This is a genomic window from Vibrio sp. A1-1, from assembly GCF_021728175.1.
Taxonomy (GTDB): Bacteria; Pseudomonadota; Gammaproteobacteria; order Enterobacterales; family Vibrionaceae; genus Vibrio; species Vibrio diabolicus.
On sequence record NZ_JAKKCL010000013.1, the window covers coordinates 39,184 to 60,228 of the forward strand.

At 46.2% G+C, this 21,045-nt stretch carries 22 protein-coding genes and 1 riboswitch; of the genes, 8 read left to right on the forward strand and 14 right to left on the reverse strand.

Annotation, left to right across the window (positions count from 1 at the left end; all coding sequences use genetic code 11):
* Positions 1–3: 3 nt before the first annotated feature.
* Positions 4–810, forward strand: a complete 807-nt coding sequence (apaH, locus tag L3V30_RS17365) for a bis(5'-nucleosyl)-tetraphosphatase (symmetrical) ApaH (RefSeq protein ID WP_237309394.1) — start codon at positions 4–6, stop codon at positions 808–810.
* A gap of 266 nt (positions 811–1,076) precedes the next feature.
* On the opposite strand, the gene folA is transcribed toward apaH, so the two are convergent.
* The 6 genes from folA to rplU all read right to left on the reverse strand — a co-directional run bounded on the left by folA (position 1,077) and on the right by rplU (position 5,006).
* Entirely contained in the window at positions 1,077–1,556 is a 480-nt protein-coding gene (gene folA / locus L3V30_RS17370) for a type 3 dihydrofolate reductase (RefSeq protein WP_065644959.1), read from the reverse strand.
* A gap of 9 nt (positions 1,557–1,565) precedes the next feature.
* Complete coding sequence (locus tag L3V30_RS17375; RefSeq protein ID WP_005392295.1) at positions 1,566–2,039, reverse strand: threonine/serine exporter family protein; 474 nt, start codon at positions 2,037–2,039, stop codon at positions 1,566–1,568.
* Positions 2,039–2,839, reverse strand: a complete 801-nt coding sequence (locus tag L3V30_RS17380; protein WP_053809456.1) for a threonine/serine exporter family protein — start codon at positions 2,837–2,839, stop codon at positions 2,039–2,041. The genes L3V30_RS17375 and L3V30_RS17380 overlap by 1 nt, the downstream gene beginning before the upstream one ends.
* A gap of 195 nt (positions 2,840–3,034) precedes the next feature.
* Positions 3,035–4,210: an Obg family GTPase CgtA gene (cgtA, locus tag L3V30_RS17385; RefSeq protein ID WP_005383091.1), complete on the reverse strand. Its 1,176-nt coding sequence runs from the start codon at positions 4,208–4,210 to the stop codon at positions 3,035–3,037.
* Between the two features lie 206 nt (positions 4,211–4,416).
* Positions 4,417–4,674 (reverse strand): 50S ribosomal protein L27, encoded by a 258-nt coding sequence (gene rpmA, locus L3V30_RS17390; protein ID WP_005383095.1) that lies wholly within the window; start codon positions 4,672–4,674, stop codon positions 4,417–4,419.
* A 20-nt stretch (positions 4,675–4,694) separates the two neighbouring features.
* Positions 4,695–5,006 (reverse strand): 50S ribosomal protein L21, encoded by a 312-nt coding sequence (gene rplU, locus L3V30_RS17395; protein WP_005383096.1) that lies wholly within the window; start codon positions 5,004–5,006, stop codon positions 4,695–4,697.
* 256 nt (positions 5,007–5,262) lie between these two features.
* Between rplU and ispB the strand changes: the two genes are divergently transcribed.
* Complete coding sequence (gene ispB, locus L3V30_RS17400) at positions 5,263–6,234, forward strand: octaprenyl diphosphate synthase (protein ID WP_237309395.1); 972 nt, start codon at positions 5,263–5,265, stop codon at positions 6,232–6,234.
* Between the two features lie 89 nt (positions 6,235–6,323).
* Here ispB and L3V30_RS17405 read toward each other — a convergent pair whose 3' ends face one another.
* Positions 6,324–6,515 (reverse strand): hypothetical protein, encoded by a 192-nt coding sequence (locus tag L3V30_RS17405; protein ID WP_005392299.1) that lies wholly within the window; start codon positions 6,513–6,515, stop codon positions 6,324–6,326.
* Positions 6,516–6,628: 113 nt separating this feature from the next.
* The gene (gene mdh, locus L3V30_RS17410; protein WP_237309396.1) at positions 6,629–7,564 is read right to left on the reverse strand and encodes a malate dehydrogenase; all 936 of its coding nucleotides are present in this window, start codon (positions 7,562–7,564) and stop codon (positions 6,629–6,631) included.
* A gap of 359 nt (positions 7,565–7,923) precedes the next feature.
* Here mdh and argR point away from each other — a divergent pair, with 359 nt between their 5' ends.
* The 5 genes from argR (at position 7,924) to L3V30_RS17435 (ending at position 13,125) form a co-directional block, all read left to right on the forward strand.
* Complete coding sequence (gene argR / locus L3V30_RS17415) at positions 7,924–8,394, forward strand: transcriptional regulator ArgR (protein WP_031780246.1); 471 nt, start codon at positions 7,924–7,926, stop codon at positions 8,392–8,394.
* A 405-nt stretch (positions 8,395–8,799) separates the two neighbouring features.
* Complete coding sequence (locus L3V30_RS17420) at positions 8,800–9,768, forward strand: TAXI family TRAP transporter solute-binding subunit (RefSeq protein WP_005392302.1); 969 nt, start codon at positions 8,800–8,802, stop codon at positions 9,766–9,768.
* Positions 9,769–9,824: 56 nt separating this feature from the next.
* Positions 9,825–10,049, forward strand: coding sequence for a hypothetical protein (locus L3V30_RS17425; RefSeq protein WP_054867222.1), 225 nt, complete (start codon positions 9,825–9,827; stop codon positions 10,047–10,049).
* A 14-nt stretch (positions 10,050–10,063) separates the two neighbouring features.
* Positions 10,064–12,643 carry a TRAP transporter permease gene (locus L3V30_RS17430; RefSeq protein ID WP_065644958.1) on the forward strand — a complete coding sequence of 860 codons (2,580 nt, stop codon included), beginning with the start codon at positions 10,064–10,066 and terminating at the stop codon, positions 12,641–12,643.
* 44 nt (positions 12,644–12,687) lie between these two features.
* On the forward strand, positions 12,688–13,125 hold the full coding sequence (locus L3V30_RS17435) for a universal stress protein (protein WP_005392306.1): 438 nt from the start codon (positions 12,688–12,690) through the stop codon (positions 13,123–13,125).
* Positions 13,126–13,188: 63 nt separating this feature from the next.
* On the opposite strand, the gene L3V30_RS17440 is transcribed toward L3V30_RS17435, so the two are convergent.
* The gene (locus L3V30_RS17440; protein WP_046874038.1) at positions 13,189–14,265 is read right to left on the reverse strand and encodes an alkene reductase; all 1,077 of its coding nucleotides are present in this window, start codon (positions 14,263–14,265) and stop codon (positions 13,189–13,191) included.
* A 92-nt stretch (positions 14,266–14,357) separates the two neighbouring features.
* Here L3V30_RS17440 and L3V30_RS17445 point away from each other — a divergent pair, with 92 nt between their 5' ends.
* Positions 14,358–15,305: a LysR family transcriptional regulator gene (locus L3V30_RS17445; protein ID WP_054867221.1), complete on the forward strand. Its 948-nt coding sequence runs from the start codon at positions 14,358–14,360 to the stop codon at positions 15,303–15,305.
* Positions 15,306–15,323: 18 nt separating this feature from the next.
* On the opposite strand, the gene thiQ is transcribed toward L3V30_RS17445, so the two are convergent.
* The 5 genes from thiQ to mpl form a co-directional block, all read right to left on the reverse strand.
* Positions 15,324–16,028 carry a thiamine ABC transporter ATP-binding protein gene (gene thiQ, locus L3V30_RS17450; RefSeq protein WP_046874040.1) on the reverse strand — a complete coding sequence of 235 codons (705 nt, stop codon included), beginning with the start codon at positions 16,026–16,028 and terminating at the stop codon, positions 15,324–15,326.
* Complete coding sequence (thiP, locus tag L3V30_RS17455) at positions 16,028–17,614, reverse strand: thiamine/thiamine pyrophosphate ABC transporter permease ThiP (protein ID WP_237309397.1); 1,587 nt, start codon at positions 17,612–17,614, stop codon at positions 16,028–16,030. Before thiP ends, thiQ begins: the two co-directional genes overlap by 1 nt.
* A 41-nt stretch (positions 17,615–17,655) precedes the next feature.
* Positions 17,656–18,648: a thiamine ABC transporter substrate binding subunit gene (gene thiB / locus L3V30_RS17460; protein WP_104969028.1), complete on the reverse strand. Its 993-nt coding sequence runs from the start codon at positions 18,646–18,648 to the stop codon at positions 17,656–17,658.
* Positions 18,649–18,719: 71 nt separating this feature from the next.
* Positions 18,720–18,856: riboswitch (TPP riboswitch) on the reverse strand.
* A gap of 37 nt (positions 18,857–18,893) precedes the next feature.
* Positions 18,894–19,529: a flavin prenyltransferase UbiX gene (locus L3V30_RS17465; RefSeq protein WP_006742964.1), complete on the reverse strand. Its 636-nt coding sequence runs from the start codon at positions 19,527–19,529 to the stop codon at positions 18,894–18,896.
* A 4-nt stretch (positions 19,530–19,533) separates the two neighbouring features.
* A complete protein-coding gene (gene mpl / locus L3V30_RS17470) occupies positions 19,534–20,892 on the reverse strand; it encodes a UDP-N-acetylmuramate:L-alanyl-gamma-D-glutamyl-meso-diaminopimelate ligase (protein ID WP_124007403.1) in 1,359 nt (452 codons plus the stop codon).
* Positions 20,893–21,045: the final 153 nt, after the last annotated feature.

Sequence of the window (21,045 nt, forward strand, 5' to 3'; positions counted from 1 at the left end):
TCAGTGGCTACCTATATTGTTGGTGATATTCAAGGCTGTTTTGATGAATTGCAGCGACTACTAGAACAAGTCTCTTTCTCTGCGAAAAAAGACCAACTTTGGCTCGCTGGTGATTTGGTCGCCAGAGGGCCTAAATCACTAGAAACGTTACGCTTTGTGAAGTCGCTTGGCAAAAGCGCAACCGTTGTGCTTGGTAATCACGACCTTCACCTGCTCGCCGTGGCTCACGGGATAAAAAAGGTCAAAAACAAAGATAGAACCGCACCTATTTTCACGGCACCAGACAAAGATGAACTATTGGCATGGCTAGCTCAGCAACCTCTTATGGCCGAGCATGACGAGTTTGTGATGTGTCACGCTGGGATATCACCGCAGTGGAATCTAAAAACCGCAAGAAAATGTGCCCGCGAAGTTGAACGCATCATCCAAAGTGAAGAGCTGCCTTGGCTCTTAAAAAACATGTACAGTAATCAACCTGATTCCTGGCATGACTCTCTACAGGGTTTGGACCGATACCGTTATATTATCAATGCTTTTACGCGGATGCGCTTTTGTTTCCCCGATGGTCGTTTGGATATGGATTGTAAACTACCACCACAACAAGTTTCCGGTAACGAACTTATTCCATGGTTTGATGTACCTCAGCGCGTTCACCTCAATAAAACGGTGTTATTTGGTCACTGGGCTGCACTACAAGGCCATGTAGACGAAGAGATCATCGGTCTGGATACTGGCTGTGTTTGGGGCGGAAGCCTAACCATGATCCGTTGGGACGATAAGAAAATCTTTACTCAGGATGCGTTAAGTTAAACACGGAATAATAGTCGATAATCCATCGTAGGGAGAATGCCTGTCACCTAACATCTCCTGTAGAGTCATTCCAGCGACTTAGCGAGACTAGGAATCTAATATCCGCACGCTGCGGGTAGATAGAGATACCTTTGACAACAAAGTACTCGTATAGAAGATCCTGAATCACGCTCCTCTGTCGCTTTCAGGATGATGGCAGGCCGGGATGGCCGCTCGCTGTTATACGAACGGCATTACCGTATTAAATACGCTGTTTTAATCTCGAATTACTTTTCTAACACAGTAAAGCGCATGTTGTAGGCGTTCTTCTCATCGGCTTGATACGTTTCTGAGTAAGTTTCCTTAAACTCGACTCCCCAATCTGGGAACTGAGTATCACCATCAATCGCGGCTTCAATGTGTGTTACATATAGTTTATTGGCCATCGGTAGGCAAGCTGCGTAAATCGCACCACCACCAATGATCATCACTTCTTCCACGTCACCAGCCACGTCCAAAGCTTGCTCAATCGATGTTACAGTAGTGACACCTTCGATCTTTAGTGTCTCATCACGGCTGATAACAATATTCAAGCGACCAGGTAAAGGGCGACCAATAGACTCATAGGTTTTGCGTCCCATCACAACCGGTTTTCCCATGGTACAACGCTTAAACCAAGCGAAATCAGCGGGAAGATGCCAAGGCATTTGATTGTCTTTGCCAATGATGCGATTGTCGGCCATCGCGGCAATCATACTAATGATCATGTTAGGTCCTTATACAATAGGTCTGCGGCGATAGAATAACAGCCCTGGAACAGCAAGACCAACAGCTAAACCTGCAATAATAAACATGGCCTTAAGAAAGTTCTCCATACAAGTTGCAACGAGCTCAGGTGAATAACCAATATGGTTGATCTCAACCATGGCTATCATTGCTTTGTAAGCAAACACGCCAGGTACCATCGGGATCAAAGCTGCCACTGTGAACACTTTTGGGTGCGCGAGAAAGCGGCGAGACCAGTACACACCAATCATCCCAACTAGCGTCGCGGCAAAAAAGGTCGCCCATTCAATGGGAATACCAAACTGCATCATCAAATAACGGCTGCCGTGTCCAATCGCGCCGCCAACAGCGCAATACACTAAAGCTCTTTGTGGCACGTTAAAAACCAGTGCAAATCCAACTGCGGGAATCGCAGCGAAAAACATGTCATTCAGCAGGCCAAGCATCAAATCAAACAAACTCATTAGATTGCCCACCCCCAAATTCCAGTAACGCTCATCGCAGCAACGATGCCCAAACACGTCGCCAACGTCAGTAAGCTGGCCATCACAAACCGGGCAATACCCATGTTAATGTGCCCTTTCAGCATGTCTGCTACCGAGTTGATCAACGGGAAACCCGGCACGAGCATTAATACCGACGATGCCATTGCAACGGTGGGCAGATTGCCGATTTGGTAGATTTCCGCTTGCGCAGAAATTAAGGTGGTGACAAAGGCGGTCGCTGCAAAGTTCAGTAAAGGATTAAAGTGACGATGACCAATTTCTTGGCGAACGATCATGCCACCAGCTGATGCTAAAAAGGTCATAACAAATACCCCCAAATCACCACCTGCCAGATGACTGAATGCCGCACATGACAAGCCAATCATAAACACCACCAACCAGCGGTTATAACGCTCTGGACTGATGGCGTTCAGCTTTTTCTGCGCCATGGTTGCATCGAGCAGCCCACGCTCCATCATGATGCAGATACGTTGAATTTGCGTAATAACGCGCATATTAATGCCACGATCGGCACAACTTCGGGTGGTGGTGATGCAGTGTCCATCCATTACCGTCGTTACAACCAGTGCATTGGCAGATAGGGCAACCGCAACTTCATTAACCCCACAAGCAAGGCCAATACGGCGCATAATATCGCTCACCAGAGTACTTTCAGCACCATGAGCGAGTAGCATTTGCCCGGCTTGGGCAACAAGGCGAGAAATAGATCGTTGAGTGGATACCGCCAACTCTCCAGACGGTATGGTTTCTAGAGTCATAAATAAGTCTAATTCCTTTTAGGCTGTTGCTCATTCATACGTGAGAGGTCCAAACTAGCCCTCAAAAATCACGACGTATCGGCTATTGTGCCGTAAATCACACCATCTAAATATGATTTAGATACAAAAAAAGCCGCAATAAATAATTGCGGCTTAATGAATTATAGGCAAACAGGCATTGTTTGACGGTTCTGATTAGTCACGAACGTAGACAACGTGACCGTCATCTTCTTCATCGTCCCAGTCATCCCAATCGTCGTCATCATCTTCAGTGATAACGTCTTTACCCGCCATCGCATCTTTATGGTAGTCATCCCACATGAAGTTAACTTTATCTTCTTCAGCCACTTCTTCCTCTTCGCGAGGTAGGTTATCCATAAAGTCAGCCAATTTGTAACAAAGCTCTTTAGTACCGTTACGGTTAATCGCCGAGATCTTAAAGTACTCGTCTTCCCAGCCTAGTGCGTCTAAGATTTCTTGGATCTTCTCATTCGCTTCTTCTTCAGGCATTAAATCAACTTTGTTGAATACTAACCAGCGTGGCTTGCTTGCCAGTTTTTCACTGTATTGCTCTAGCTCATCAATGATCGTCAGTGCATTTTGCACCGGATCAGACTGATCAATTGGCATAATATCGATCATGTGCAGCAACACTCGGCAACGCTCTAAGTGCTTCAAGAATCGAATACCAAGACCAGCGCCATCTGCTGCACCTTCGATAAGACCTGGAATGTCTGCAACAACAAAGCTTTTCTCTGGTACGACACTCACTACGCCCAAGCTTGGGATCAACGTCGTGAATGGGTAATCAGCGACTTTTGGTTTTGCTGCTGATACTGCGCGGATAAAGGTTGATTTACCTGCATTAGGTAGACCAAGCATACCAACGTCAGCAAGAAGCAATAGTTCAAGGCGAATTTCACGTACTTCACCTTTTGTGCCTAATGTTCTTTGACGAGGCGCGCGGTTTACTGAAGATTTGAAACGCGTGTTACCTAGACCGTGCCAACCGCCTTTTGCGATCATCACTTTCTTACCGTGTTCAGCAACTTCTGCCACGATTTCATTTGTATGGATATCCACTGCGCGCGTACCTACAGGTACACGAAGAACGATGTCTTTACCACGTTTACCAGTACAGTTACCGCCGCGGCCATTCTCACCACGCTCCGCTTCGTAGAAGCGCTGGAAACGATAATCAATCAGAGTGTTAAGGTTTTCATCGGCTTGGATATAAACATCACCACCGTCGCCACCATCACCGCCATCAGGGCCACCTTTAGTGATGAATTTTTCACGCCAGAAACTGACAACGCCGCTACCGCCGTCGCCAGCCTGAACTTTTACTACCGCTTCATCTACGAACTTCATCTTTTACTCCGACTACTTCGTGCGTGGATTAAATCTACTTTGTCATCTGACAATTTTAGCAGATGACAGATCTAAGCTCCCAGCCCACAAATAAGGTGGAAACGAGAAACTTCGATATGTCGACTGCCATAAATAAAAAACCCCGCCGATTCGGCAGGGCTTTTGAATTCAGCTTAAAGCTATTAAGTAACTTGGTAAAAACCTAATTACTCAGCTTCGATGCTTACAAACTTACGGTTCTTAGGACCTTTCACTTCGAACTTCACTTTACCTTCAGTAAGAGCGAATAGAGTGTGGTCTTTACCGATACCTACGTTGTTACCAGCGTGGAACTTAGTACCACGTTGACGAACGATGATGTTACCTGCAAGTACAGATTCACCACCGAAACGCTTAACACCTAGACGTTTGCTTTCTGAATCGCGGCCGTTACGAGTAGAACCACCAGCTTTTTTGTGTGCCATTGTTAAACTCTCCTAATAGATTAAGCGTTGATACCAGTGATCTTCACTTCAGTGAACCACTGACGGTGACCCTGTTGCTTACGAGAGTGCTTACGACGACGGAACTTAACGATTTTAACTTTATCGCCACGACCGTGTTGTACAACTTCAGCAACAATTTTGCCGCCCTCTACAAGAGGAGCACCAACTTTGATGTCTTCGCCGTTAGCAACAAGAAGAACTTTATCAAATTCTACAGTTGCACCAGTTTCAACGTCTAATTTCTCTAAACGAAGAGTTTGACCTTCGCTTACACGGTGTTGTTTACCACCAGATTGGAAAACAGCGTACATATTTTACTCCGCTTTTTCCGCACAGCCTTTCTTGAGGGTGTGCGCTAAACTAATCATCAATAGGGCGCAGATTCTACAGAATAGATGCTCCTATGACAAGCCATATTTTGAAAAAATTGGCGAAAAGCTAATCGCCAAAGAAAAGTGCGGCAATCATGCCCTTTAGTAATGTATTAATCAACGTTTTTTAGTGTATTATTCGACAATTATATAAATCGAATAAGCCTTGCAGGGTCTAACTTCAGCCGGATATACGATGGATTTTAAAACTATCCAAGCGCTTACTGCCGATGACATGGCAAAAGTGAATGAAACAATTCAAGCCCAACTTAATTCTGATGTCTCTTTAATCAACCAGCTCGGTTTTTATATCGTAAGTGGTGGAGGCAAACGTCTGAGACCGCTTTTAGCGATACTGTCAGCCCGCGCACTTGGTTACCAAGGCAACGGTCATACAATGGCAGCTGCGTTTATTGAGTTCATCCATACAGCGACTTTGCTGCATGATGACGTGGTCGACGAATCAGACATGCGCCGCGGTAAAGCAACTGCGAATGCTGCATTTGGCAATGCTGCTAGCGTGTTAGTTGGGGACTTTATCTATACTCGCTCATTCCAAATGATGACGGAGCTAGGATCCATGAAGATCCTTAAGCTAATGAGCAACGCCGTAAACGTGATCGCCGAAGGTGAAGTTCAGCAGTTGATGAACTGTAACGATCCTGACACGACAGAAGAAAGCTACATGCAAGTCATCTACTCTAAGACGGCACGCTTATTTGAGTCTGCAACTCAAATTGGCGCAATCTTAAACGATGCTCCTGAGCATGTTGAAATCGCAATGCAAAATTACGGTAAGTATTTGGGTACTGCGTTTCAGCTTATTGATGACGTCATGGATTACACCTCTGATGGCGAAGACATGGGTAAAAATGTGGGGGATGATTTGGCTGAAGGCAAGCCAACTTTACCTCTACTTCACGCTATGCGTAATACCACGCCAGACAATGCCCTCATGATTCGCGAAGCAATTGAGAAGGCCAATGGCATGGATCGCTTAGAAGAAATTCTCGTGGTGATGAAAGAGGCCGGATCTCTGGAATACACGACGCAAAAAGCACTAGAAGAAGCAGACAAAGCAATCGAAGAACTATCAGTATTGCCGGAATCTGAATACAAGCAAGCGCTTATTACTCTGGCTCATGTCGCGGTACAACGCACGAAGTAATCATAGCAACCCATAACGCAAGACTTAAAACAAAAAGGAAGAGCAAGCTCTTCCTTTTTTGTATCTGATACCTAATGCCGTGATAGGCGCTAGTAATATCTGTCACTACCACCATGCAGTTGTGGGTCATCTTCTATTTCATCAAAGCTAACCGCAATCTGCTGATCAGAGCCTTGTTTCGACAACAGTACCGTCTCTGCTTCACGGTCGACCACCAATATCGTACCTACGCCCTGCTGGCACTCAACAACCATGCCTTTACGGATTCGACTTGCTTCCATCATCTTCTCCTTCACCACGTTGTTTTGATCAAGTAATTTTACGAAGCAGAGAAGCCAAAGATCAAAAAAGCCGATCATTTTGATCGGCTTTCTTCTTATTCGAGCTTTCTAGATTACTTTGCGAATTGAACACCAATGTTGATGTCGCCATTTAGTGTTTCTAGCATACCGTCTAGTGCAGACTTTTCGTAGTCGCTGAGTTTGCCGTAGCTTAGTACTTCTTCTACGCCTTCTTTACCTAGTTTCACAGGCTGTGCGAAGTAAGTCGCATGTTCACCGTCGCCTTCAACGTATGCACATTCAACTACGCCTTCTTCACCTTGAAGAGCACGAACTAGAGACAGACCAAAACGACATGCAGCTTGGCCCATTGATAGTGTTGCACTACCACCACCCGCTTTCGCTTCTACAACTTCAGTACCTGCGTTTTGAATACGTTTCGTTAATGCTTCTACTTCTTCAGCTGTAAACTCAACGCCTTCCACTTGAGACAGTAGAGGTAAGATCGTTACGCCAGAGTGACCACCGATAACAGGTACGCGAATGTCACCTGGATCTTTGTCTTTTAGCTCTGCAACGAATGTTTCTGAACGGATAACATCCAGTGTTGTTACACCGAACAAGCGACGCTTATCGTAAACACCCGCTTTTTTAAGTACTTCAGCGGCAATTGGCACTGTTGTATTTACCGGGTTTGTGATGATACCAACACAAGCTTTCGGACAAACAACCGCAATCTTCTCCGCTAGCGACTTAACGATACCAGCGTTTACATTGAATAGATCCGCGCGATCCATACCAGGTTTACGAGCAACACCTGCAGAAATCAGCACAACATCCGCACCTTCTAGTGCTGGAGTAGGATCTTCACCCGCGTAACCTTTGATAGAAACTGGCGTCGGGATGTGGCTAAGATCAGCAGCCACACCAGGAGTTACTGGAGCAATATCGTATAGGGCTAAATCAGAACCAGCAGGAAGACGGTTCTTAAGTAGAAGGGCCAGGGCTTGACCGATGCCACCAGCGGCACCAATAACGGCTACTTTCATGTAGTTCTCCTTGAGAGTATTTCTCTTATAAACGTATTCGTAGGGTAGTTTGTAACCAACTTAAATAAAGCTATCGGAATCACAACTTGATTACAATCAATTAACGCTAGCTTTGCGACCTCGCGCAAGTCGCTGTTACCGTGCTACAAATGGGGCTTGGATTATTCTTTTATTCTGTTGAAATGACAAGGAATTCAAGAAAACAAAAACAGCCCTACTTCATATAGTTAAAGAATTCCATGTGGTATATAGTTTACAGTGACGTAACTAACATAATACTGGGACTCTTTGGCACCGCATGAATATATATGCGAGAATATGCAAAATTGCTGACCCGTAATAAGAGATTCGTAATGACTATGCGCAATTCAGAAAAACAAGACAACTTAGTCCGCGCCTTTAAAGCCCTATTAAAAGAAGAGAGCTTTGGCTCACAGGGTGAGATTGTTGATGCACTCAAACAACAAGGATTTGAAAGCATTAACCAATCGAAAGTATCACGCATGCTGACTAAATTTGGCGCCGTCCGCACACGCAATGCAAAAATGGAAATGGTTTACTGCCTTCCTGCTGAGCTAGGCGTACCGACTGTAAGCAGCTCTTTGCGTGAACTGGTGCTAGACATTGACCATAACGCGGCATTAGTTGTTATCCATACTGGCCCTGGTGCTGCGCAGTTGATTGCTCGCTTGCTTGACTCACTGGGTAAATCCGAAGGTATTCTTGGTGTTGTTGCAGGTGATGACACTATCTTTATCACTCCAACGATGGCGATTACGACTGAACAGTTGTTCAAATCAGTGTGTGAACTGTTCGAATACACTGGCTAAGTTCTTTCACATTTAGATCAGCTAACTCTTTGTGGGCTATAAAAGAAATCTCATTTTGTAGCCCATGATTTATGTAAATTTTTTGCTTATCCAGACCATTATTTAACCACCTATTTTGTGATTAACATCACGCAATTGATCTTTTTCACTTCGTTCACTTAATACTTATTAAGTGTTTGTTATAAAAAGAATTAAATCACAAATCTAACACTATCCTCCTGCACAAGATTCAGACTTATCAACTATAACATTTAACAATTGGATAATTTTCTGCCAATTTTTTGTTATGATTCGCTCGCTTTTTCAAACGATTGGATTGGAAAAGATGCCGTTTCCAAATAGGAAACTCCAGAAGTGATTTATGGTTATTTCCGGGTAAATAATGAATATAAGGAAGGGAAATTCATGGCATTTAACAAACTTCTCAAAGTAGGCGCTATCGCTGCAGCAGTAATGGGTGCAGGCGCAGTTAACGCTCAAGAGTTTATTACTATCGGTACTGGCTCTGTTACAGGTGTTTACTACCCTACTGGTGGTGCTATCTGTAAATTGGTCAATAAAGGTCGTAAAGAACACAACATTCGTTGTTCAGTAGAATCGACTGGCGGCTCTATTTACAACGTTAACACTATCCGTGCTGGCGAGTTAGATTTTGGTATCGTGCAATCGGATTGGCAGTACCACGGCTACAACGGTACGAGTAAGTTTGCGGAACAAGGCCCGTACAAAAAGCTACGTGCAATGTTCTCTCTTCATACAGAACCTTTCAACATCATTGCTCGTGCAGATTCAGGTATCGAAAACGTTGAAGACCTAAAAGGTAAGCGCGTAAACATCGGTAACCCAGGCTCTGGTGACCGTGCAACCATGGGCGTTGTTATGGAAGCGATGGGCTGGACAAACGACAGCTTCAAATTGGCTTCTGAGCTAAAGGGCTCTGAGCGTTCTCAAGCACTTTGTGACAACAAAATTGACGCATTCATTTACATGGTGGGTCACCCGAACGGTTCAATCAAAGAAGCAACAACATCATGTGATGCTAAGCTAGTTTCTGCAACTGGCCCGAAAATCGATAAGATTGTTGCTGATAACCCATACTACGCCTTTAGCTCAGTGCCAGCTGGCATGTATCGTGGCACAGACAAAGACGTAAACAGCTTTGGTGTTGCAGCAACGATGGTTACAACAGCAGACGTTTCAGACGATGTCGCTTACAACGTTGCAAAAGCCGTGTTTGAAAACTTCGATACGTTCAAACGTCTACACCCTGCGTTTGCAAACCTGAAAAAAGAAGACATGGTGAAAGCGGGTCTATCTATCCCTCTTCACCCAGGTGCAGAAAAATACTACAAAGAAGTGGGTCTACTTAAGTAACTTCCTCAGACTCCAAACTCACAGGCAGGAAAAGATGGTTTTCTGCCTGTTTGAGCATGCAGGTTGTAGCACGTGCTAACCGCATGCTTCATTCGCCAGTTTTCTTCCGAAAATTGCGAGTTCATACCCAAGAAAAACTTAAACGCCGCCTAGCAGAGTCTCCAAAATTCAACACTTTGAGTTCAGGCAGCAAAATACTCGAAAGCAAACTTCGCTCCATTCGCTACACTGATAAAGGCGAAGTGTGGTTCTCGATAAAAATCCGACAGGACCATCAATAATAAGGAAAAAGTACATGGCGACGAATCAAGCTCCGTCACAAGATGTGCAAGAAATGGTGGCTCAGGCAGACACAGGTGCACGTAGCCCCTCGGGAATGCAAGGACGAATCCTTTGGTTTGTTCCTCTGTGTTGGTCACTATTTCAATTATGGTACGCATCTCCGCTACCATTTATTTTTAATTTCGGCGTACTGAACGACACGGAAGCGCGATCAATCCACCTCACTTTCGCGATCTTCTTGGCTTTCACTGCTTATCCAGCGATGAAAAATTCCCCTCGCGATCATATCCCTCTTGTCGATTGGATATTGGCGCTAGCAGGTAGTTTTTCTGCGGCATATATTTACCTTTTTTATACCGAGCTAGCTGGACGTTCCGGTGCACCAACAACGGTAGATATCGTCGTTGCTGTCATCGGTATGGTTCTCCTTTTAGAAGCAACGCGCCGAGCGCTCGGTCCACCACTGATGGTGGTTGCTGCTGTCTTCCTTACTTACACCTTTGCCGGCCCTTACATGCCCGATGTTATCGCGCATAAAGGAGCGAGCTTAAACAAGGCCATGTCTCACTTATGGCTAACAACGGAAGGTGTATTCGGTGTCGCATTAGGCGTTTCAACCTCTTTTGTGTTCTTGTTTGTATTGTTTGGCGCCATGCTGGAACGTGCTGGCGCAGGTGCTTACTTCATTAAAGTCGCCTTTTCTTTACTGGGTCATATGAAAGGTGGTCCTGCAAAAGCGGCCGTTGTTGCATCTGGTTTATCCGGGCTTGTTTCTGGCTCTTCAATCGCAAACGTGGTAACCACTGGTACCTTTACCATCCCATTGATGAAACGTGTCGGTTTTCCGGGCACCAAAGCGGGAGCCGTTGAAGTTGCCGCCTCAACTAATGGTCAGTTAACACCACCAATCATGGGCGCAGCGGCATTCTTGATGGTGGAATATGTCGGTATCTCCTACGTTGAGGTGATTAAGGCTGCCCTACTTCCGGCACTTATCTCTTACATCGCTTTGATTTACATCGTTCACCTTGAGGCGTGTAAAGCGGGTATGACAGGTCTTCCTCGTCGCCACAACCCAACGTTAGTGCAAAGTTTGCTTTCCTTTACTGGCACAATCTTAGGACTGTGTGTGATCAGCGCATTGGTTTACTACGGAGTGGGTTGGACGAAAGATGTCTTTGGTGATGCCGCGACGCCAATTGTTACGGTTGCCCTGTTAATTGCGTACGTTGGCTTGGTGAAGATCTCAGCAAATCACGTGCAAGATGGCGCAATTGAGATTGATGCAGAGTTAACAGAAGTACCAGATCCTGGCCCAACGGTTAAATCTGGTTTGCACTATCTACTGCCTATCGTTGTATTGGTTTGGTGTCTGACTGTAGAGCGCTTCTCGCCAGGTCTTTCAGCATTCTGGGCAACGGTGTTCATGATTTTCATTTTGCTGACTCAGCGTCCATTGATTGCTCTGTTATCAAAGCAAGGTGACATGATGCAGCAAACCAAAGATGGCTTCGTCGATCTGGCTGAGAGCTTGGTTGCTGGCGCTCGCAATATGATTGGTATCGGCGTTGCAACGGCAGCGGCAGGTACCGTAGTTGGGGTCGTCACCCTAACGGGTATCGGCCTGGTCATGACGGACTTCGTTGAGTTTATCTCTGGCGGTAGCATCATTCTTATGCTGCTGTTTACCGCAATAATCAGCTTGGTTCTTGGGATGGGTCTACCGACAACGGCGAACTACATCGTAGTATCTACGTTGATGGCACCGGTTATTGTCACGCTAGGTGCAGCACATGGCTTGATCATCCCACTCATTGCGGTGCACTTGTTCGTTTTCTACTTTGGTATTTTGGCCGACGACACCCCACCCGTAGGTCTTGCGGCATTTGCGGCGGCTGCGATTGCTAAATCAGACCCAATTCGTACAGGTATCCAAGGCTTTACTTACGATATTCGAACCGCCATTTTGCCATTCATGTTTGTGTTCAATACCCAGCTACTGTTGATGGGGATAGACTCTTGGTGGCATTTAGCACTCACTGTCATCTCATCGATCATTGCGATGCTGATCTTCTCCGCCGCAACACAAGGATGGTGGTTCACGCGTAACAAGTGGTGGGAAACCGTTCTATTATTAGTACTGACATTTTCGTTTTTCCGTCCTGGTTTTTGGTGGGACATGCTGTATCCAGCGAAAGTTCTTTCTCCTGGCGTTGAGGTAGCTCAAATCACGGAAACGCTAAATGTAGGAGAATCATTGGAGCTACGTGTTGCCGGCGAAAACCTTGAGGGCGACTACATCGAGAAAACGGTTCGTCTTCCATTCGAAGACAGTGCGACAACAGCGGAAGCACGTATTTCGTCTATGGGTCTGATGCTGACCGAAAGCGACAACAAAATGATTGTCGATATGGTCGAGTTTGGTAGCCCGGCAGAGTCTGCAGGTATCGACTTTGATTGGGAGATCAAGTGGGTTATCCAAGATGCAGAACGTCCGATGAAAGAATGGGTATTTGTGCCATGCTTAATGATTTTGCTGGTGCTTGCCATGAACCAAAAACGTCGTGCTCGTAAGGAACAATTGAGCGCATAACCGATTTGGCCCCGAGGACAAGGGGCCTTAGTGAGAGACATTGAATGTACAAACAAATTCTTGTTCCGGTTGATCTAAATGACCAAGGCTTTTCAGACCGAGCGGTTGAACTAGCGGTTTGGCAGGCAAAGCAAGCGAATGCGCAAATCCACCTTCTAACAGTACTACCTGGTATTCACATGTCGATGGTTGCTACATACTTCCCAAAAGATGCAGCAGCCAAAATGAAGCAAGACGTGAAGCAGCAATTAAAAGCTTTTGCCAATAAGCATATTGCTGAAGATGTGGTGTACCAAGTGCATGTTGCTGAGGGCAAAGCCTACGCGACGATTCTTGATTATGCAGAGCGCTTGGGCGCTGATCTCATCATTATGCCAAGTCACAAGCGTTCTAAAATCAATAAAGTAATGCTTGGCTCTGTCGCAAGTAAGGTCGTGGAATATTCTCCAATCAATGTGATGGTCGTGAAACCGCAAGGTTAAACAACTAAAGAAACGAAAAAGGACGCTAACATTAGCGTCCTTTTTATATTGAACAAGTAAGGATTATGCCATTACTGGGTAATCGGTATAACCTTCTGCTCCACCTAAATAAAAGTGCTCAGGTTTTGCCTCATTAAGAGGTGCATTTTTCTTAAATCGCTCAACTAAATCAGGGTTGGCGATAAATGGAACGCCAAATGCGACCACATCAACTTGATTTTCTGCAATTGCCGTTGTCGCTTCTTGTGCACTGTAGCCCACGTTGGCCATTAGGTAACCTTGATAGTTTTCGCGTGCTGGCTTGAGAACATCTGCTTTTTGTACGCCCTTTAGATCCGCACGCATCACGTGCCAATAAGCAAGATCGAAAGCATTAAGTTGCTTAGCTAAGTAACGAACCAAGCCAACCGGATCGCTGTCTTTCATGTCATTAAATCCATTTAATGGTGATGTGCGCAGCCCTACTCTTCCAGGTCCCCATACCTCGACCACTTCTTTAACTATCTCAAGTAAAAAACGGGCACGATTTTCGACTGAGCCACCGTATTCATCAGTACGTAAATTCGAACCATCACGAAGAAAGTTATCGATAAGATAACCATTGGCGCCATGTATCTCCACACCATCAAAGCCTGCTCTCTTGGCGTTTTCCGCACCTTGCTTAAACGCTGCCACAATGGAAGCTATCTCATCCACTTCGAGTGCTCGTGGTACCGTATATGCTTGCTTACCTGAAGGGGTATGGACTAACTCATCACGAATGGCTAGTGCGCTCGCTGCAACAGGCGTTTTCCCGTCATTCAGTTCAGGATGACAAGCGCGTCCCGCATGCCAAATTTGCAATACGATCTTACCGCCTCTTTCATGAACCGCATCCGTTACCTTTTTCCAAGCTGCAATTTGTTCTTCGTTATAAATGCCCGGTTCTGCCATAAAAGCAGACGTTCCTTCCATCACCATGGTGCATTCAGCAATGATAAGTCCAGCACTCGCGCGTTGAGCATAGTACTCAACCATAAGGTCATTCGGGATATGATCTGCGCTGGCACGAGCACGCGTTAAAGGGGCCATAATGGCACGGTTATCTAATGCTAATTGACCCAGTTCGATAGGAGAAAATAAGTCTACAGAGTTGGACATGTTGTTTACCTCAAATGACAATAACTTGATGGCTAAGGATGAAGAGCCAGACTATAATCAGATCAATATTGAAACAATATGGATAATTGAAAGTGATTGTTCGAAATTTAGAAACAATTGACTTTAGGACGCTCTCTATCTTTGTCACAAGCTGTCGACTACTGAGCTTAACCAAGTGCGCGCTGGAGTTAAACCTACCAAAATCTACTGTTAGTAAAGCCATAACCAAACTCGAACAACACTTTGAAGCCAAGCTCCTAGAGCGCACGACCCGAAAGTTGGTGATTACCGAAGCTGGTCAAATGGTTTTAGAGCGTGCTGCAAGCTTAGTTGAGGAATTTCACTCGATTGGTCAAGACGTTCAGGAAATGGAACAGCAGATCCAAGGTCGGCTTCGCATTGCTGCGCCACCAGCCTTGGACGCGTATATGGCTGAGCACATCTTTTTACCATTTTTAAAACAATGGCCAAAAGTACAAATTGCGTTAGAAGCATCGAACGATTTTGTTGATCTGTTTTCACACGGTTTTGATATGGCAATTCGAGTCGGCCAGATCGTCGATGATCGACTGATTGCTAAAAAATTGGGCTACACCACCCGAGTATTGGCCGCCAGTCCTGAGTATTTAGCTGAGTGTGGCGTACCTAAAACGCCAGAAGATCTGACAACACACAACTGTTTGAGATATCAGTATGTTTCAGAGATAGGCCCTTGGACGTTGATTTCGCAGGACAGCACCGTCAACGTCTCAGTAAGCAGTAACTTCTCTAGCACCACCGTAGAAGCGGTATTAAAAGGCGCGCTCAAAGGATTGGGAATCGCTAACTTACCTATGCAAAACATGACGCAAGAGCTGGAAAATGGCTCCTTAGTCAGAGTTTTACCTCAATGGCACACGGTACCAATGCCCATTTATTTAGTCTATCGTCCTGGCGCAAACCGAACGCGACGAGTACAAGCGATGATTGACCATATCATGAGCCTAAGATCTCAGTTTGAATTTGGTCCTCGACATGGTTTGTGTTGCGGTGAAGCATAACCCAGCCACCATTGAGCATTAGCGTGCGGCTCGGATAAATGCCGCAAGCTTCTCACTAGCATGCTGCTCACTCAATGCAGACATACTATCCGCCGCTTCCACTTTGCCATCAGCCACAAACACAAAGTGGCTGGCAATGGCTTTGGCATCGCTTAAATGGTGCGTGACCATCAATACGGTTATTCCCCGCTCTGCCGCCAGTTTTTTTACCAAGCTCAGCATCTCTTCACGTAAAACCGGATCAAGCGCCGAGAAAGGCTCATCCAACAGCCACATGGGATGAGGCTGAACAAAACAACGCGCCAAGGCAACACGTTGACGCTGCCCTCCAGAAAGGTGCTCAGGCAAACGGTCGAGGTACTCTGCAACGCCAACTTGCTGCGCCGCTTGTTCAACCTGACGCTTTTGGTCTACAGTGAGCTTCAGCCCTGGGTGTAAACCTAAGCCAATGTTGTCACGCACCGACAAGTGAGAAAACAAGTTATGCTCTTGGAACAGCATGGAGAAAGGACGCTGATAAGGCTCTTTACGCACAATAGACTCACCATCAACCCGAATGTCACCTTGGTCAGGATGGATAAATCCAGCCACCAACGCCAGCAACGTCGATTTTCCAGCCCCACTTGGTCCCATCAGCGACACTATCTGACCTTGCTCAATCGTTAAGTCAAAACGAAACAGCTCACGTTGGTAGGTGTACTGCACATCATCCAACACTAACATTACGCTCTCTCCTTCGTTTTCAATACTTTCTCAATCAAGGCAAAACAGCCCACACTCAACAACAACAAGGTCACCGATACCACCGCAGCCGCGTCCATCTGATAGCTGCCAAGTAACTGGAACAAATACAGAGGCAAAGTGCGGAACTCTTGCCCGCCAAACAACGCGATAGCACTTAAATCGCCAATCGCAAACATAAAGCTGATCGCAAACGCATGTGCGAATGGCTTGCGCAGAGCCTGCCACTCCACCACTTTAAAGCGTTGCCAGCCACGCATGCCTAAGCTGGCACACACATACTGGTACTGTTGCTCAATATGCAGCATTGGCTGTGCCAGCGTTTTGATCACGTAAGGCAAAGCCATCAAACCGTTCACCAAAATCACAACAAAAAACGCCAAGCTAAAAACATCGGTAAATGATCGCAACAGCAAGAATAATCCGGTGCTAATCACCAAACCTGGCGTCACCAAAATAATGGTGCCGATTAACTCAATCTGATCGGCTCGCGTGTTTTTGTACTGCAACCGCCAACGGCGACTGGTCAATAGTATGGACACCCCTGCAGCGACCGCAAGCGCACTGGCTAACCCTGCCACTTTGAGTGAGTTAGATAACGCAGACCAAAAACGTTCATCGGTTAACACCGTCCAAACTTGTTGGTTGATGCCACTCAGTAACACCATCAATAACGGTGGTATCACCAGTAAAAAGGCACCTATGATCCAAAAGCTATCCCAAGCTTTTGACCACCCATGATCCTTCGTTAAATATTGCTGTACCGATGTGCTGCCAGCACTGATAGAAACAGGCTTTGTTAACTTCTGCACTCCAATCGCAAGCAGTCCACATAACAGCATCTGCCACAGCGCCAATAACGCCCCAGCTTGTAAATCAAAATCAAACTTAATCGCTTGGTAAATTGCCAATTCAATGGTGGTAGATTTTGGCCCGCCCCCCAATGCCATTACAGTGGCGAAACTGGTAAAACACAGCATAAATACCAAACCACAAACGTGGGGAAGTTGCTGTCTTAAACGCAGCCATTCCACCCAACGAAACTTATTCCAATGGTTCATACCTAAATGCGCACACAGCTTATGTTGCTCGGCAGGAATAGATTCTAATGCTTGCAACAGCAAGCGCGCCGCGTAAGGTAAATTAAAGAACACATGGGCGAGTAAAATGCCGTTCAAACCGTAAATAGAAAATGGCAGTTTGCTATCGAAACTCTGTAGCCACTGCGCTAACAAACCGCTGTTGCCATAAATCGCTAATAGCCCGAAAACACCAACCAAAACAGGCAAAACTAGCGTCGATGCAAACAGCTTAAGCAGTAATGATTTACCAATAAATTGGCGACGCGAAAGCGCGTGCGCAACTGGAATGGCCAAGCCAACACTGAGCAATGTGGAAAGAAAAGCTTGGTAAAAGCTGAACTTGGTGACATGTTGATAATACGGATCGTCCCATACCACAGACACATCAAGTGAAGGGGCTTGAACAATCAAAGCACCTAGGGCAGAAACAACAAAGGTCGCGATGATCATCGCGACCCCTAAACCTATTTTTGGAACAGAATTCAAAGGTAAAACCTATCTCATTCAGATGAGGGGTGGAACGTCAGCTAAAACGTCAGTGCGCTTTGCCATTCGCGAATCCAAGACTTACGCATTTTTGCCACTTCATCAGCACTAAAGCTCAACGACTTGTTTGGAACGCTCAAGGTTTCAAAACCTTTAGGTAACTCAACGTCTGTAACAGGGTACATCCAGTTACCCGTTGGCATCGCTGACTGGAACTCATCACTTAAAATGAAATTCATAAATTGATCAGCAAGTTCTGAATTTTTTGCCCCTTTCACTTTAGCGGCGACTTCAACTTGCATGTAGTGACCTTCAGCAAAATTCGCCGTCGCAAACTTTGAATCGTTTTCCGCAATTAAGTGGTACGCAGGTGACGTAGTGTAAGAAAGCACTAAGTCCGACTCGCCGTTAAGGAACATGGAATACGCTTCTGACCAACCTTTCGTGACCGTTACGGTTTTGCTCGCTAGCTTCTGCCACGCTTGCGTCACATCGTCGCCATAGATGGATTTCATCCACAGCATCAAGCCTTGGCCCGGCGTTGACGTACGCGGATCTTGATAAATCACTTTCAAATCGTCGCGCGTTTCCACCAGCTCTTTCATGCTTTTCGGCGGATTAGCCAGTTTCTCTGTGTTGTACACAAACGCGAAGTAGCCGTAATCGTACGGTACAAACGTCGTGTCGCTCCAACCATTTGGTAACACTGTGTTGGCCGTATCCACATTGTGCTCGGTAAGCAGACCGGTTTTCTTCGCTTCCGCCATCAGGTTGTTATCCAAACCTAACACGATGTCGGCTTTGCTATTACCGCCTTCAAGACGAAGACGATTCAGGATCGACACGCCATCGTCCAACGCCACGAAGTTAACGTCACAGCCACATTTTGCTTCAAAAGCTTGCTCGATTTTAGGACCTGGTCCCCAATCTGCGGCAAAAGAGTCGTAGGTATAGATGGTTAATGTGTTTTCAGCTGCAAACGCTGAAGTAGAGGTGATTGCAGCTAGGGCAATCAGATTTAGAGTGGGTTTCACTGCTCGCTCTCCATGAGTATTTCAGAGAAATAAGTTGAGCGGCACAGGGTTGAGGCGGCTATTAAGGACTTCCAATATCCAGACTCAATTCCTACGCCAGCATTATCTGGTTCAGGTAATACGGGTCCCTAGTAAAGCACTTAGGTCTCAGCGCCCAAATGCATTGATTGACTCAATGCTAAATGGGTTTGCTCCCCGATGAGTTGGATGGATTGTAAAGGTATTTGAGTGGTTACACAATCAGCTCACGAACGCTGGTCATAACCCCAACGAGGCACTAAACCTTGCTCAATACCTAAGTGGTCGAGAATTCTCGCCACCATAAAATCCACTAAGTCTTCAATGCTCTTTGGCTGATGGTAGAAACCCGGAGCCGCTGGCATGATGGTGACGCCCATTTGCGATAGCTTGTGCATGTTCTCCAGATGCAGCGTTGAAAATGGTGTTTCGCGAACGACGAGCAACAACTGCCCACGCTCTTTCATCACCACGTCAGCGGCGCGCTCAATCAAGTTATCCGACATACCATGCGCGATCGCCGCAACACTTCCTGCTGAACATGGGCAAACCACCATTTGCTTGGGTGCCGCAGAGCCAGACGCTACCGGTGAGAACCAGTCATCTTTACCACAAACGGTGATGTTATTTGGGTCACAGTTGAGGTGTTCCACCAACGCTTGCTTTGCGGCTTCTGGCCCACTTGGCAGCTTAAGGTTGTGTTCGGTTGCCATCACGACACGAGCCGCCGAAGAGATCAGAACGTAGACATGATAATCCGCCGCGACCAAACATTCTAAAAGACGAAGGCCATAAGGCGCACCAGATGCTCCAGTTAATGCTAAAGTGATGGCTTTTTCTGCTTGCTGCTGTTTGTTTTGCATAAAATCAGGCTTTTTGTTTAAGTTGCTCGAGGATCTTGCCGTGAATACCGCCAAAGCCACCATTACTCATCACGAGGATTTGGTCACCTGGCTGCGCACGTTCAACGATTTTCGCTACAAAGTTATCGATGTCAGCGTCAACAAAAGCAGGTTGCTGACATTGTTCCGCGATATCTTGCACCGACCATTCGATGTTGTCTGGTTGGAATAAGAACACTTCATCTGCGCTGTGTAGCGAATCCGCGAGTGTGTTTTTGTGCACGCCGCGCTTCATAGTGGCAGAACGAGGTTCCAACACGGCAAGAATGCGTTTTTCGCCTACCTTGTTACGCAAACCACCGACGGTGAGTTCAATTGCCGTCGGATGATGCGCAAAATCATCGTAAACCGTCACACCTTGCTCTTCACCTTTTAACTCAAGACGGCGCTTGGTGTTAATGAAACGGCCCAGAGCCTGACACGCAAGCTCTGGCGTTACGCCAACGTGTCGCGCCGCGGCAATCGCCATTAACGCATTATCAACGTTATGATCACCCACCAAATCCCATTCGACGGTACCGACCTTCTCGCCTTGTAGAGCAACTTCAAATTTTGAGCCATCGACCACTAATTTGTGCGCTTGCCAGTCGCCATCAACACCTGAAAACTGCTTTTCTGTCCAGCAACCACGCTCTAATACATCCGCCAAAGCTTGGTCTTGCTTCGGAGCTAAGATTAAGCCATTGCCGGGAACCGTTCGCACTAAATGATGGAATTGGCGCTTGATCGCCTCTAGATCATCGAAAATGTCAGCATGATCAAACTCAAGGTTGTTCATGATTAAGGTTCGAGGATGGTAGTGCACAAACTTAGAACGCTTATCGAAAAAAGCACTGTCATATTCGTCCGCTTCAACGACAAAAAACATGCTTTCACCCAAACGAGCAGAGACTCCAAAGTTACCAAGTACTCCACCAACTAGGAAACCAGGTTGATAACCGCAGTCTTCGAGTATCCAAGCCAGCATGCTCGACGTGGTCGTTTTACCGTGTGTACCCGATACCGCCAATACCCAGCGATCGTGCAGCAAAAACTCGTTGAGCCACTGCGGACCAGAGGTGTAGCGCATGTTGGTATTGAGCACATGTTCAACACATGGGTTACCACGGCTCATGGCATTACCAATCACCACAAGGTCTGGTTGAGGGTCGAGTTGAGACGGGTCGAAGCCTTCAATAATTTCAATACCTTGAGACTCAAGCAACGTGCTCATCGGTGGGTAAACGTTGGCATCAGAACCAGTGACTTTATGCCCTAATTGGCGCGCTAAAATCGCAGCGCCGCCCATAAATGTGCCACAGATACCCAAGATATGAATGTGCATAAACTAAACCTTGTAATGCGTTCTTTAATGCTTTCATTATCGCGATCACAACCAGAAAAGCGAGAGACTTTAGCCTTCTTCTTGCAGTCCCTTTCACAAATATGACAAGGTTGAACACAGACTGTACAACCTCTTGCTTACTGATGAATACCT